Source organism: uncultured Frigoribacterium sp., assembly GCF_963515265.1.
GTDB lineage: Bacteria > Actinomycetota > Actinomycetes > Actinomycetales > Microbacteriaceae > Frigoribacterium.
This window is the reverse complement of the sequence record NZ_CAUPYL010000017.1, coordinates 1-13,010: the sequence shown is the minus strand read 5'-3', so window position 1 is coordinate 13,010 and position 13,010 is coordinate 1. Positions and strand designations below refer to the sequence as shown.

The window sequence follows — 13,010 nt, the reverse complement described above, 5'->3', positions numbered from 1 at the left end:
GGGCCCTCCCTCGTCGTGCACCGTGCGGTGCACGGACGCCCTAGTCCTGTTGCGCGTCCACCCTGCGCACCGAGGCGTCGTCGAGCGGGCGGGCCACGGGGATCTTGCTGCCGAGGACCTGGGCCACCACGTCCCGCGCGATGTGCTGAGGGGTCAGGCCCGCCTCCTCGAGGATCTCGGCGCGAGAACCGTGCTGCAGGAACTCGTCGGGGAGCCCGAGCTCGGTGAGCGCGGTGTCGACGCCGGCCTCGCGCAGGTCCTGACGGACTCGGGTGCCGATCCCGCCGACGCGGACGCCGTCCTCGATGGTGACGACCAGCCGGTGCTCCGCGGCGAGCTCGATGATCGACCGCGGCACGGGGACGACCCAGCGCGGGTCGACGACGGTCGCCCCGATCCCCTGCGCCGCGAGGCGCTCGGCGACGTCCAGGCCGACGGTGGCCATCGGCCCCACGCAGACCAGCAGCACGTCGCGCCGCTCGTCGCTCGCGAGGACGTCGACGCCGTCCGGGAGGCGCGACTCGGCCTCGTGCTCCATGCCGACGCTGCCCTTCGAGAAGCGCACCACCGTCGGCGCGTCGGTCACGGCGACGGCCTCCCGGAGCTCCTCGCGCAGGCGCGAGGCGTCTCGCGGGGCGGCGAGGCGGATGTGCGGGACGATCTGGAGCAGTGCCAGGTCCCACATGCCGTGGTGGCTGGGCCCGTCTGGGCCGGTGACACCGGCCCGGTCGAGGACGAACGTCACGCCGGCCCGGTGCAGGCCGACGTCCATGAGCACCTGGTCGAAAGCGCGGTTGACGAAGGTGGCGTAGAGGGCCACGACCGGGTGCAGGCCACCGAAGGCCAGGCCGGCCGCGCTCGTGACGGCGTGCTGCTCCGCGATCCCGACGTCGAGGACACGGCTCGGGAAACGCTCGGCGAGCTTGTGCAGGCCGACGGGCCGGAGCATGGCGGCCGTGATGCCGACGACGGTCTCGTCGCGCTCGGCGATCGAGACGATCTCGTCCGCGAAGACGCTCGTCCACGAGGGGGCGTTGGTCGTCTCGAGAGGCTCCCCCGTCTCGGGGTCGATCTGGCCGACCGCGTGGAACTGGTCGGCGACGTCGGCGCGAGCCGGGTCGTAGCCGCGGCCCTTCTCGGTGATCGCGTGGACGATGACGGGGGCGCCGTAGTCCTTCGCCTGGGTGAGCGCCTCCTCCATCGCCTTCTGGTCGTGGCCGTCGACCGGACCGAGGTACTTGACGTCGAGGTTCGAGTAGAGGGCCTCGTTGTTCGTGAACCGGCTGAGGAAACCGTGCAGGCCGCCCCGCACGCCGCGGTAGAGCGCCCGCCCGGGGTGCCCCAGGTGGTCGAACACGGCCTCGGAGCCGCGGTGCATGTCGCGGTACGTGCTGCGGGTGCGGACGGTGTTGAGGAACCGCGCCATGCCGCCGATCGTCGGGGCGTACGAGCGGCCGTTGTCGTTGACCACGATGATCAGGCGGCGACCGTTGTCGTCGCTGATGTTGTTCAGGGCCTCCCACGTCATGCCGCCGGTGAGGGCGCCGTCGCCCACCACCGCGACGACGTGGCGGTCCGACTGCCCCGTGAGCTGGAACGCCCGGGAGATCCCGTCGGCCCACGAGAGGCTGCTGGAGGCGTGGGAGCTCTCGACGATGTCGTGCTCCGACTCGGAGCGCTGCGGGTAGCCCGCCAGGCCGCCGCGCAGCCGCAGCCCGCTGAAGTCCTGCCGACCGGTGACGAGCTTGTGCACGTACGACTGGTGGCCGGTGTCGAAGACGAAGGCGTCGTGCGGCGACTCGAAGACCCGGTGCATGGCCAGCGTCAGCTCGACGACGCCGAGGTTGGGCCCCAGGTGCCCGCCGGTCTTGGACACCTCGGTCACGAGGAAGCGGCGGATCTCGGCGGCCAGCGCGATCATCTGCTGGTCGGTGAGGTGATCGAGGTCGCGGGGACCACTGATCGTCTCGAGGATGCTCATCGGGATTTCCTTTCCGGCAGCCCGGAGGCGGCGATCCTCAGTTTAGGCGCGGACCGCGGGGAACGCCGGGAGGCCCCCGGCGCCGTGCGGACACGACATCGAGGGCCTCGGGGTGCGGCTAGACAAGGCTGCGGAGGACGTACTGCAGGATGCCGCCGTTGCGGTAGTAGTCCGCCTCGCCCGGCGTGTCGATCCGGACGACGGCGTCGAACTCGATCGTGCGGGCGCCGTCCGCCGAGTGCTCGGTCGGCTCGGCGGTCACGTGCACGGTCTTGGGCGTCGTGCCCTCGTTCAGCTGCTCGAGCCCGTGGATGCTGATGGACTCGGTGCCGTCGAGCCCCAGAGACTCCCAGGTCTCGCCCGCCGGGAACTGCAGCGGGACGACGCCCATGCCGATCAGGTTCGAGCGGTGGATGCGCTCGAAGCTCTCGGTGATGACCGCCTTGACCCCCAGGAGGCTCGTGCCCTTCGCCGCCCAGTCACGCGAGGAGCCGGAGCCGTACTCCTTGCCGCCGAGGATGACGAGGGGCGTGCCCTGCTCCTGGTAGCGCGCACTGGCGTCGTAGATGAACGACTGCGGGGCGTCGGCCTGGGTGAAGTCGCGCGTGTAGCCGCCCTCGACCCCGTCCAGCAGCTGGTTCCGAAGTCGGATGTTCGCGAAGGTGCCCCGGATCATGATCTCGTGGTTGCCGCGACGCGACCCATAGGAGTTGAAGTCCTTGCGGTCGACGCCGTGCTCGGCCAGGTAGTGACCGGCAGGGCTGTCCGACTTGATCGAGCCGGCGGGGCTGATGTGGTCGGTCGTGACCGAGTCGCCGAGCTTGGCGAGGACGCGCGCCCCGACGATGTCCGCCACCGGGGTCGTCTCGAGCGTCATGCCCTCGAAGTACGGGGGCTTCCGGACGTACGTCGACTCCGGGTCCCACTCGAAGGTCGCGCCCGTGGGCGTCGGCAGCGACCGCCAGCGCTCGTCGCCGTCGAAGACGCCCGCGTACTCGTGCGTGAACATGTCGGTGTCGATCGACGAGTCGATGGTCGACTGCACCTCGGCCGCGTCGGGCCAGATGTCGCGCAGGTAGACGTCGCTGCCGTCGGGCGACGTGCCGAGCGCGTCGGCCTCGAAGTCGAAGTTCATCGACCCGGCCAGTGCGTAGGCGATGACCAGCGGCGGGCTCGCCAGGTAGTTCATCTTGACGTCGGGGTTGATGCGGCCCTCGAAGTTGCGGTTGCCCGAGAGGACGGCCGTGACGGCGAGGTCGTTGTCCTGGACTGCGGTCGAGATCTCGTCCAGCAGCGGGCCCGAGTTGCCGATGCAGGTCGTGCAGCCGTAGCCGACGGTGTAGAAGCCCAGGTCCTCGAGGTAGCTGGTGAGACCGGCCTTCTCGTAGTAGTCGGTGACGACCTTGGAGCCGGGCGCCAGGGTCGTCTTGACCCACGGCTTGGCCTTCAGGCCCTTCTTGCTGGCGTTGCGGGCGAGCAGACCGGCCGCGAGCATCACCGAGGGGTTCGACGTGTTGGTGCAGGACGTGATGGCGGCGATGGCGACCGCGCCGTGGTCGAGCGTGAACGAGGAGCCGTCGTCGAGCGCGACCTGCGTCGGCTTCGACACCGTCGAGGGGGCGTGCGACGTGTGCGAGTGCGCGTGGGACGACTCTTCGTCCTGGGCTGTGAAGCCGACGGGGTCCGAGGCCGGGAACGTGCCCTCGATCGCCTCGTCGACCATGGAGTGGTCCGTCGTCGCGTAGGCGTCGAGGTCGACCCCGAACTGGCTCTTCGCGTTCGTCAGCTCGATGCGGTCCTGGGGACGCTTGGGGCCGGCGATGGAGGGGACGACGGTCGCGAGGTCCAGCTCGAGGTACTCGCTGAAGACGGGCTCGACCGAAGGGTCGTGCCAGAGGCCCTGCAGCTTCGCGTACTCCTCGACGAGCTCGATCTGCTCGTCGGACCGACCGGTGAGGCGGAGGTAGTCGAGGGTGACGTCGTCGATGGGGAAGATCGCGGCCGTCGACCCGAACTCCGGGCTCATGTTGCCGATCGTGGCGCGGTTGGCCAGCGGGACCTCCGCGACGCCGTCGCCGTAGAACTCGACGAACTTGCCGACCACGCCGTGCGCACGCAGCTGCTGCGTGATGGTCAGCACCACGTCCGTGGCGGTGACGCCGGTCGGGATGGAGCCGCTGAGCTTGAAGCCCACGACCTTGGGGATGAGCATGGAGACGGGCTGGCCGAGCATGGCCGCCTCGGCCTCGATGCCGCCCACGCCCCAGCCGAGCACGCCGAGGCCGTTGACCATCGTCGTGTGCGAGTCGGTGCCGACCAGGGTGTCGGGGTAGGCCTGGAGGACCCCGCCGACCTCGCGGCTGTACGTGACGCGAGCCAGGTACTCGATGTTGACCTGGTGCACGATGCCCGTCCCCGGCGGCACGACCTTGAAGTCGTCGAAGGCCGTCTGGCCCCATCTGAGGAACTGGTACCGCTCGCCGTTGCGCTCGTACTCGATGTCGACGTTGCGCTCGAGCGCGTCGGCCGAGCCGAACAGGTCGGCGATGACCGAGTGGTCGATCACGAGCTCGGCCGGGGCGAGGGGGTTGATCTTCGTGGGGTCGCCGCCGAGGGCCGAGACCGCCTCGCGCATGGTGGCGAGGTCGACGATGCAGGGCACCCCCGTGAAGTCCTGCATGACGACGCGCGCCGGCGAGAACTGGATCTCGGTGTCGGGCTCGGCGGTCGGCTGCCACGAGCCGAGTGCGCGGATCTGGTCGCCCGTGACGTTCGCGCCGTCCTCGGTGCGGAGCAGGTTCTCGAGCAGGACCTTGAGGCTGAACGGCAACTTCTGCGAGCCGTCCACCGCGTCGATGCGGTAGACCTCGTAGTCGGTGCCGCCGACCGTCAGGACGTCTTTCGAGCTGAAGCTGTTGATTGCAGACACGTGCCGTCTCCCTTGCTGGACTTCGCCCTCATCATGACCCGACGACGAGGGACCGCACCAGCGAGGTCAGCCTAAGTCGTCGACGGACTGCGGGCGCATGTCGTCGAACTGTCTTGATGTCGAGACAAACCTAGCACCGGAGGCGGTGGGCTAGCTGACGGTGCCCTGCGCGTCGACGGCGTCGTCGCCGGAGGCACGACCGCGGTAGACGGTCCGCACGAGCAGCCACGTGACCCAGAGGAGGCCGGCGTAGAGGGGCACGCCCATGAGGAGCTTGAGGGTGGCGAGCGCGGTGATCTGCCCGCTGAGCAGGAGCGGGAGCTGGACCGCGAGGCGAGCCGCGAACAGCCCTGCCCACAGCCAGGTGACCAGCACGAGGACGCGGCGCTTGGCGCGGTCCTGCCGCCAGGCGCCTCCTTCGTTGGTCAGGAGGCCGACGATGATGCCGACCAGGGGCCAGCGCACGGCGATGCTGACGACCATCGCCAGGAGCGAGATCGCGTTGATGACGATGCCGGGGACGAAGTTGCCCTCGGCCCGACCGCTCAGCAGGGCGATCCCGGCCGACAGCGCGACGCCGAGAACGCCGGCGAGTGCCTGCGCTACCGGACCGCGCTGCACGGCCCGGGAGACGACGAACAGAACGGCGAGGGCGACGGGGATCAGCACCGACGGCAGAAGCTCGCCGGTGATCGTGTACACGACCACGAAGCCCAGCCCGGGCACGATCGACTCGGCCAGGCCGCGGACCCCGCCGATGGCCGTGAGGAGAGCGGAAGCGGTGGGCACCTCACCGGGTGCGACCTGCCCGATGCCGGCCTTCTGGGCGGCTGTGCGCAGCTGGGCGGCCAGCGAGACGCGCGGGTCGTCGAGGGGCGACTCGTCGCCGGGCCCAGGTCGCTCGTCGTCGGGCCGGGCCGCCGCCCCGTCGCTCTGCACGAGGGTCAGGCCTCGTCGGCGGCGCCCGCGGACGCGTCGACCGCGCTCGGCTTCGGCATGCTGAGCGGGATGAGCTCGCGAGGAGGCATCGGGGTGGTGCCCCGGACGACGACGATGCTGCGGAACAGCTCCTCGATCTTCGCGGCGGCCTCGTCGTCGACGGTCGCGTCGCCGGCGATCACGCCGCGGAGGAACCAGCGCGGGCCGTCGACGCCGATGAACCTCGCCAGGCGCGTGCTGCCGGGGTCGCCGCCCATCAGCGGGATCTCGGCGCGGACCTCGGGACCGAACGGGCCGTCGACCTCGGTCGTCGTCCCGCCCTGCTTCTGGATCTGCTCGCTGATCTGCTCGCGGATCTCGTTCCAGAGGCCCGTCGTGCGGGGAGCCGCGAAGGGCTGCACCTGCAGCGTCGACTTCGCGAAGTCGAGGCCGACCGCGACGACGCGCTTGCTGCCCTCCTCGACCTCGAGCCGCAGGTGCAGTCCGTCGCGCGGGACGATCTTCACGCCGCCCAGGTCGACGTACGGACGGACGGGATTGGCCTCGCTCTCGTCGAGCGGGCCCTCGTCGGCCCGGTCCGCGGGCGCGGACTTCGAGTCGTCGAAGACCTCGACCTCGGCGTCGTCCAGGGCCTCGATGTCGACCTCGACGTCGGCCAGGTCGGCGGTCTCGACCTCGATCTCGGCCAGCTGCTGCGCCTCGCGCTTCGACTTCCTCATGATGCGGTGCCTCCGGTGGTGTGTGCGTAGCCCGTCGAGCCGAAGCCGCCCGTGCCCCGGCTGCTCTCGGGCAGCTCGTCGACGGGCACGAAGACGGCCCGGACGACGGGCACGACGACGAGCTGGGCGATCTTGTCGCCCACCTCGATCTGGTGGTCCGACTCGAGGTCGGTGTTCAGGAGCGTGACCTTGATCTCGCCGCGGTAGCCGGCGTCGACCGTGCCCGGGCTGTTCACGACGGTGATGCCGTGCTTGGCCGCCAGTCCGCTGCGGGGGACGACGAAGGCCGCGTGGCCCTCGGGCAGGGCGATCGACACGCCGGTGCCGACCAGGGCCCGGTGGCCCGCCCGGAGGACGAGCGCCTCGGACGAGAGCAGGTCGGCTCCCGCGTCGCCGGGGTGCGCGTACCGCGGTGCCAGGTCGTCCGGGGACGAGGAGGCGCCGGCTCGGTCGGCCGTGAAGAGGACGTCGAGGGTCGGGGTCACGTGTCGAGGCTAGTGCAGAAGTCTGGTCGAATGGACCCATGAACCCGTACCGCGAACGGCTCACGCCGCCGGCCACCGTCTTCGTCGCGACCGCCCTGGTCGTCCCCGCGACGCTGCTCGTCTTCCTGCCCATCGACCAGCTCGTCGGGGTCGTCGTGGCGGTCCTCTTCTACGCGGCGACGGTGCTCGCCCTCGTCTTCACCTCGCCGGTGCTCCGCATCGACGACGAGGGGTTCTCCGCCGGGCGCGCCCGTCTCTTCCCGCACGAGATCGGAGAGGTGCGGGGATTCTCGGGAGCCGAGGCCACACAGCAGAGAGGGCCCAGGCTCGACGCGCGAGCCTGGACCCTCTTCCGTGGCTGGGTGAAGCCGGTGGTGAGGATCACCCTCACCGACGAGACGGATCCCGCACCCTACTGGTTGGTGTCGACGAGACGGCCTGACGACGTCGTCCGCCTCCTGGAGTCGCTCAGGCAGCGCACTCCCGGCAGATAGCGCCCAGCTTCGTCTCGTGGTCGAGCTGCGAGCGGTGCTTCACGAGGAAGCACTCGACGCACGTGAACTCGTCGACCTGCGGGGGCAGGACGACGACGTCGAGGTCGAGGTCGGAGAGATCCTGGCCGGCGAGCTCGAACGAGCCCGGGTTGTCCGCGTCGTCGTCGATCACCCCGGTGGTCTTGTCGGGGGTGCGCTCCTTGAGCCCCTCGATCGACTCCGAGCCGTCGTCGTCGTTCTTGCGAGGTGCGTCGTAGTCGGTGGCCATGCCCATCCAGTTCTTCAATAGTTCGTGTACCGAAGTTCGTGTACCGAATTCGGCGGGCACAGTTTGCATCACTCGTTGTCGAATAGCAAACCCGCCGAAGGGGCCTCTCAGCCGCTCTGGATGAACTCGCGGCACGCCCGTTCCATTCCCGGGAACACGCCTCTGACGTGGGACGCTTCTGGCCAGGACACGACGGTGGAAAGGCGTGCGAGATGCAGGATCTGAGGGTCATCGGGGTCGAGAGCGGAGCGCTCGTCGTCGCCGCCGACGGCGGTGCCGAGTACCGGCTCCCCGTCACCCCGTCGCTGAGGTCGCAGCTGCGCGCAGCGGCCCCCGACAGCACCCCGGTCGAGCGGAAGGCGCCGCCGCGCGAGATCCAGTCGCTCATCCGCTCCGGGCTCTCGCCCGAGCAGGCGGCGGAGCGCACGGGAGCGGACCTCGCCTACGTGCGGCGCTTCGAGGGCCCGGTCCTCGCCGAGAGGTCCCACGCCCTGCGCACCGCCCTCGGCGTCGCCGTCACCGTCGCCTCCGACGTGCAGCCCGACGGCGACTCGTCCTCGTTCGGGGGCGTCATCGAGTCGCGTCTCGACACCGCCGCCGCGACCGATCGTCACTGGACCAGCTACAAGGACGCCGAGCACGGCTGGCTCGTCTCCGTCTCGTACGTGACGCAGGAGGTGTCGCGAGACGCCACCTGGCGCTTCGACCCCAAGGCCCTCTCCCTCGTCCCGCACGCGGGCGACGCCCGCACCCTCTCGCAGCACTCGGCCGACGTCGGCCCCCTCGTCCCGCGTCTCCGGGCCGTCGGCCTCCGCCCCGCAGGCGACGAGCCCGTGACGGGGCGCTTCGACAGCGGCGCGTTCCTCGTCGAGACCGAGGACGGGCACCTGGACGACGCGGCCCCGGACGAGCACCGTCCGGACCGCCCCGCAGCGGTCGCGCGGCAGGACGTCCGCTCCCCCGCCTCCCTCGCGGCGACGAACCGCGACCCCGACGCCGCAGCCGGCGACCCGCACGCCCAGACCGCCGACCTGCTCGAGGCCCTCCGTCGACGCCGAGGCGAGCGCGAGGCAGCGCGCTTCTCGGACGAGTCGTCGCGAGACGAACTCTCCACCAGCTCCATCCGGGTCATCGACGTGCCCCTCGACGACTTCGACCTGCCCGAGGGCGAGACGACGCCGCAGCCCCTCCTCCCTGGTCCCCCCTCGGCACAGGGCGACGGCGGGCAGCGACCGCGCACCGTGGGCCAGGTCCGCGGCGGTCGGCGCCCGATGCCCGGACCGGACGGCGTCGTGCCCGGGCAGGGCGGTCCGAAGAAGGCGCGCGGCCGCGCGTCCATGCCGAGCTGGGACGAGATCGTCTTCGGGGCCCGCTCGGACGACGACCCCGCCTGACGCCCCGCGCGGACGACGTGCCTGCGGCTCAGCGAGCGAAGGCGCCGAATCGTCGCAGCGGCACCTGTGTCTCGTCGCCCGACCACGAACCGTGTTGGCCGATCATCGACCCTGCCTGTCCTCCCGAGGCCCTGCCGTCGTACCAGACGACGCCCTTCCGGGCGGCGACCAAGACGTCCCCGATGCGGGGCGCCACGACGGGATCGACGGAGCCGAACCACCCGGCCTGCACCGCCTCGTCGCGGGTGACGACCCAGGCGCGGTCCGACTCCGCCGCGCGCCAGGCGTCCAGGGTGGCGGCGCGGACCGCCTCCGACGCGTCCGGCTCGAAGTGCAGCTGCAGGCACCGGGGCTCGCCTGCCACGTGACGCACCCCGTCCACGAGAGCGGCGCGGTGCCCGAAGACGATGCGCCCCTTCTCTCCGACGTCGAGCAGGCCGTGGTCGGCCGTCACGAGGAGTCCCTCGTCGGGCCCCAGGGAGGCGGCGAGCCTGCCCACCTCGCCGTCCACCTCCTCGAGGGCGGCCGTCCACTCGTCGCTCTGCCAGCCGAGGCGGTGCGCGATCATGTCGAGCTCGGGCACGTAGAGGTAGACGATCGTGCCCCCGGGGGCGGCGACGAGGTCGCGCGCGCGACGGAACCTGTCCGCGATCGACTCGGCCGCCTCGTAGGCCGCGCCGCGCAGGATCGCCTCCGTCAACCCTGACCGGGCGTAGCGCGCAGGGCCGACGGCCGCGCTGCGGACTCCCCGGACGGCGGCGTCCTCGAACACCGTGCCGCTGAGCTGCCACGTGTCGGGCCGCATGCCGGCGTCCCAGCCGGACAGCTGCTTGACGACGCGGTCACGGTCGGCGTCCAGCACCGAGTAGCCGACCAGGCCGTGCTCGCCCGGCAGGCGGCCGGTCGTGAAGGTCGTGAGGGCGGAGGCGGTGGTCGTCGGGAAGCCGGAGAAGAGGCTGCCGGAGGCGCCCGCCAGGTGACGAGCGTGGCCACGACGGGCCCCGAGGGCGGCCGAGCCGAGCCCGTCGACGAGCAGGACGACGGCCGAGCGGGCGGGAGGGAGCGGAAGGGCCCCGACGCCGCCGGTCAGTGCGGCGAGGACGGACGGCAGGACGTCGGCCAGGCTCACCGCGCCGGGGGGACGCGCCGGTACGATGGTCGTCATCGGCACCAGTCTGGCACAGCGGGTCCGCGATCGGACCGCCCTCCCGCCGCTGCCGCCTCCTCGCGTCGACGACCACCCGCCCAGGTGCCTCCCGCACCTCCTGCCCCAGAGAAGTGCATGACGACGACCGAGAACACGACCGGCCCGACCGACTCCGGAGAGCGCATCGAGGACATCGACGTCTCGCTCGAGATGCAGGGGTCGTTCCTCGAGTACGCATACTCGGTCATCTACTCGCGGGCCCTGCCCGACGCCCGGGACGGCCTCAAGCCGGTGCAGCGACGCATCCTCTACCAGATGTCCGAGATGGGGCTACGCCCCGACCGGGGCCACGTCAAGAGCGCGCGCGTCGTCGGCGAGGTGATGGGCAAGCTGCACCCGCACGGCGACACGGCCATCTACGACGCCATGGTCCGCCAGGCCCAGTCGTTCACGATGCGCGTCCCGCTGATCGACGGGCACGGCAACTTCGGCTCGCTCGACGACGGGCCGGCCGCGCCGCGGTACACGGAGGCCCGGCTCGCCGAGGCGTCGCTCGCGATGACCCGCAGCCTCGACGAGGACGTCGTCGACTTCGTGCCCAACTACGACAACCAGCTCATGCAGCCCGAGGTGCTCCCCGCGGCGTTCCCGAACCTGCTCGTGAACGGCGCGAGCGGCATCGCCGTCGGCATGGCGACCAACATGGCCCCGCACAACCTCGTCGAGGTGGTCGGCGCCGCCCGCCACCTGATCGACCACCCCGACGCGAGCCTCGACGACCTGATGGCCTTCGTGCCCGGGCCCGACCTGCCAACCGGCGGCACCATCTCCGGCCTCGCCGGGGTCCGCGACGCCTACGCGACCGGACGCGGGTCGTTCAAGACCCGCGCGCGCGTGCAGGTCGAGAGCATCACGGCGCGCAAGTCCGGCCTCGTCGTGACCGAGCTGCCGTACCTCGTCGGCCCCGAGAAGGTGATCGAGAAGATCAAGGACGGCGTCCAGGCGAAGAAGCTCACAGGGATCACCGACGTCACCGACCTGACGGACCGCACCCACGGCCTGCGCCTCGTCATCGGCATCAAGACGGGCTTCAGCCCGGAGGCCGTGCTCGAGCAGCTCTATCGCTACACCCCCCTCGAGGACGGCTTCAGCATCAACGCGGTGGCGCTCGTCGAGGGCCAGCCGCGGACCCTCGGCCTCAAGGAGATGCTCGAGGTCTACGTCGGCCACCGTGTCGAGGTCGTGACCCGTCGCACCCGGCACCGCCTCGGCAAGAAGGAGGCGCGCCTCCACCTGGTCGAGGGGCTCCTGATCGCCATCCTCGACATCGACGAGGTCATCCAGGTGATCCGCTCGAGCGACGACACGGCCGCCGCCCGGGCCCGCCTCCGCGAGGTCTTCGACCTGAGCGAGATCCAGGCCGAGTACATCCTCGACCTGCAGCTGCGGCGCCTCACCAAGTTCAGCCGCGTCGAGCTCGAGACCGAGCGCGACGAACTCCGCGCCGCGATCGCCGAGCTGCAGGCGCTGCTCGGCGACCCTGCCCGGCTCCGGGCGCTCGTCTCGAGCGAGCTCGCCGACATCGCCGAGCAGTTCGGGACGCCACGCCGCACCCTCCTCACGGAGGCTGCCCCGAGCATCGCGAAGCAGGGCCGCGGCAAGAACGCCCCGGTGCTCGAGATCGCCGACACGCCCACGCGGGTGTTCCTGTCGACGACGGGGCGCCTCCTGCGCGTCGACCACCAGGACCCGTCGGCGGCCACGCCCGCTCCCCCGTCGCGTCGGACCGCGCACGACGCCGTGCTGTCGTCGATCGACACGACGACTCGTGCCGAGATCGGGGCGGTGACGACGACGGGGCGGCTGCTCCGGTTCACGCCGGTCGACCTGCCGGCGGTGCCGCCCACCTCGGTGCAGCTCGGAGCGGGCGTCCCCGTGCGCGACTACCTCGGCCTCGCCGACAGGTCCGAGCGGGTGCTCGCGCTCGTCTCGCTGACGGCCGACCGCCCGATCGCCCTCGGCACCGCCCGGGGCGTCGTGAAGCGCGTGGCGACGGGGCAGTACCCGCCCAAGCCCGAGTTCCCGGTGATCACGCTCAAGAAGGGCGACTCCGTCGTCGGGGCGGCCCAGGGCGCCGACGACGACGAGCTCGTCTTCGTGACGTCGAGCACGCAGCTGCTGCGGTTCCCGGCGTCGTCGGTGCGTCCCCAGGGGCCCGCCGGCGGCGGCGTCGCGGGAGTCTCGGTCGCCCCGGACGCCCGCGTCGTCTTCTTCGGCGCCGTCCCCGAGGGGCAGGAGGCGGTGGTCGCCACCATCTCGTCCGCCGCCGGCGCGCTCGAGGGCACCGACCCCGGCCGTGCCAAGATCAGCGCCTTCTCCGAGTTCCCGGCCAAGGGCCGCGCCACCGGGGGCGTCCGGTCACACGCGCTGCTCAAGGGCGAGTCGGAGCTCTCGCTCGCCTGGGTGGGGCCCGCCCCGGCCCGAGCGGTGGCGGTCGACGGAGGCGTCCGGTCGCTCCCCGAGACGCTCGTGCGTCGCGACGCGTCCGGCACTCCCCTGGAGGCGGTCGTCGCCGCGGTGGGCGCGTCGCTGGCCCACGTCACCGACGCCGCGACGGGAGCGCCCGCGGGCACCGAGCCCGAGTGAGGCGAGAC

General features: G+C 71.6%; 10 protein-coding genes. 3 read left to right on the top strand and 7 right to left on the bottom strand.

The genetic code is table 11. The features are described from left to right. Positions 1 to 40: 40 nt before the first annotated feature. The 5 genes from dxs to dut all read right to left on the bottom strand — a co-directional run bounded on the left by dxs (position 41) and on the right by dut (position 7,053). Positions 41 to 1,981, bottom strand: coding sequence for a 1-deoxy-D-xylulose-5-phosphate synthase (gene dxs / locus RWM17_RS03465; RefSeq protein WP_314101380.1), 1,941 nt, complete (start codon positions 1,979 to 1,981; stop codon positions 41 to 43). Between the two features lie 118 nt (positions 1,982 to 2,099). Next, complete coding sequence (gene acnA, locus RWM17_RS03460) at positions 2,100 to 4,910, bottom strand: aconitate hydratase AcnA (protein ID WP_314101378.1); 2,811 nt, start codon at positions 4,908 to 4,910, stop codon at positions 2,100 to 2,102. A gap of 150 nt (positions 4,911 to 5,060) precedes the next feature. Then, on the bottom strand, positions 5,061 to 5,849 hold the full coding sequence (locus tag RWM17_RS03455; RefSeq protein WP_314101376.1) for a DUF3159 domain-containing protein: 789 nt from the start codon (positions 5,847 to 5,849) through the stop codon (positions 5,061 to 5,063). 5 nt (positions 5,850 to 5,854) lie between these two features. Next, positions 5,855 to 6,568, bottom strand: a complete 714-nt coding sequence (locus tag RWM17_RS03450; RefSeq protein WP_314101374.1) for a DUF3710 domain-containing protein — start codon at positions 6,566 to 6,568, stop codon at positions 5,855 to 5,857. Further along, on the bottom strand, positions 6,565 to 7,053 hold the full coding sequence (gene dut / locus RWM17_RS03445; RefSeq protein ID WP_371740884.1) for a dUTP diphosphatase: 489 nt from the start codon (positions 7,051 to 7,053) through the stop codon (positions 6,565 to 6,567). The genes RWM17_RS03450 and dut overlap by 4 nt, the downstream gene beginning before the upstream one ends. A 38-nt stretch (positions 7,054 to 7,091) precedes the next feature. On the opposite strand from dut, the gene RWM17_RS03440 reads away from it, so the two are divergent. After that, the gene (locus RWM17_RS03440) at positions 7,092 to 7,547 is read left to right on the top strand and encodes a DUF3093 domain-containing protein (RefSeq protein WP_314101371.1); all 456 of its coding nucleotides are present in this window, start codon (positions 7,092 to 7,094) and stop codon (positions 7,545 to 7,547) included. On the opposite strand, the gene RWM17_RS03435 is transcribed toward RWM17_RS03440, so the two are convergent. Then, entirely contained in the window at positions 7,522 to 7,815 is a 294-nt protein-coding gene (locus RWM17_RS03435; protein WP_123547235.1) for a DUF4193 domain-containing protein, read from the bottom strand. The genes RWM17_RS03440 and RWM17_RS03435 overlap by 26 nt on opposite strands. A gap of 212 nt (positions 7,816 to 8,027) precedes the next feature. On the opposite strand from RWM17_RS03435, the gene sepH reads away from it, so the two are divergent. Next, positions 8,028 to 9,209, top strand: a complete 1,182-nt coding sequence (gene sepH, locus RWM17_RS03430) for a septation protein SepH (protein WP_314101368.1) — start codon at positions 8,028 to 8,030, stop codon at positions 9,207 to 9,209. A 28-nt stretch (positions 9,210 to 9,237) separates the two neighbouring features. On the opposite strand, the gene RWM17_RS03425 is transcribed toward sepH, so the two are convergent. Beyond that, on the bottom strand, positions 9,238 to 10,374 hold the full coding sequence (locus RWM17_RS03425; protein ID WP_314101365.1) for an alkaline phosphatase family protein: 1,137 nt from the start codon (positions 10,372 to 10,374) through the stop codon (positions 9,238 to 9,240). A 117-nt stretch (positions 10,375 to 10,491) separates the two neighbouring features. Between RWM17_RS03425 and RWM17_RS03420 the strand changes: the two genes are divergently transcribed. Next, entirely contained in the window at positions 10,492 to 13,002 is a 2,511-nt protein-coding gene (locus tag RWM17_RS03420; RefSeq protein ID WP_314101363.1) for a DNA topoisomerase IV subunit A, read from the top strand. The last annotated feature ends 8 nt before the right edge of the window (positions 13,003 to 13,010 follow it).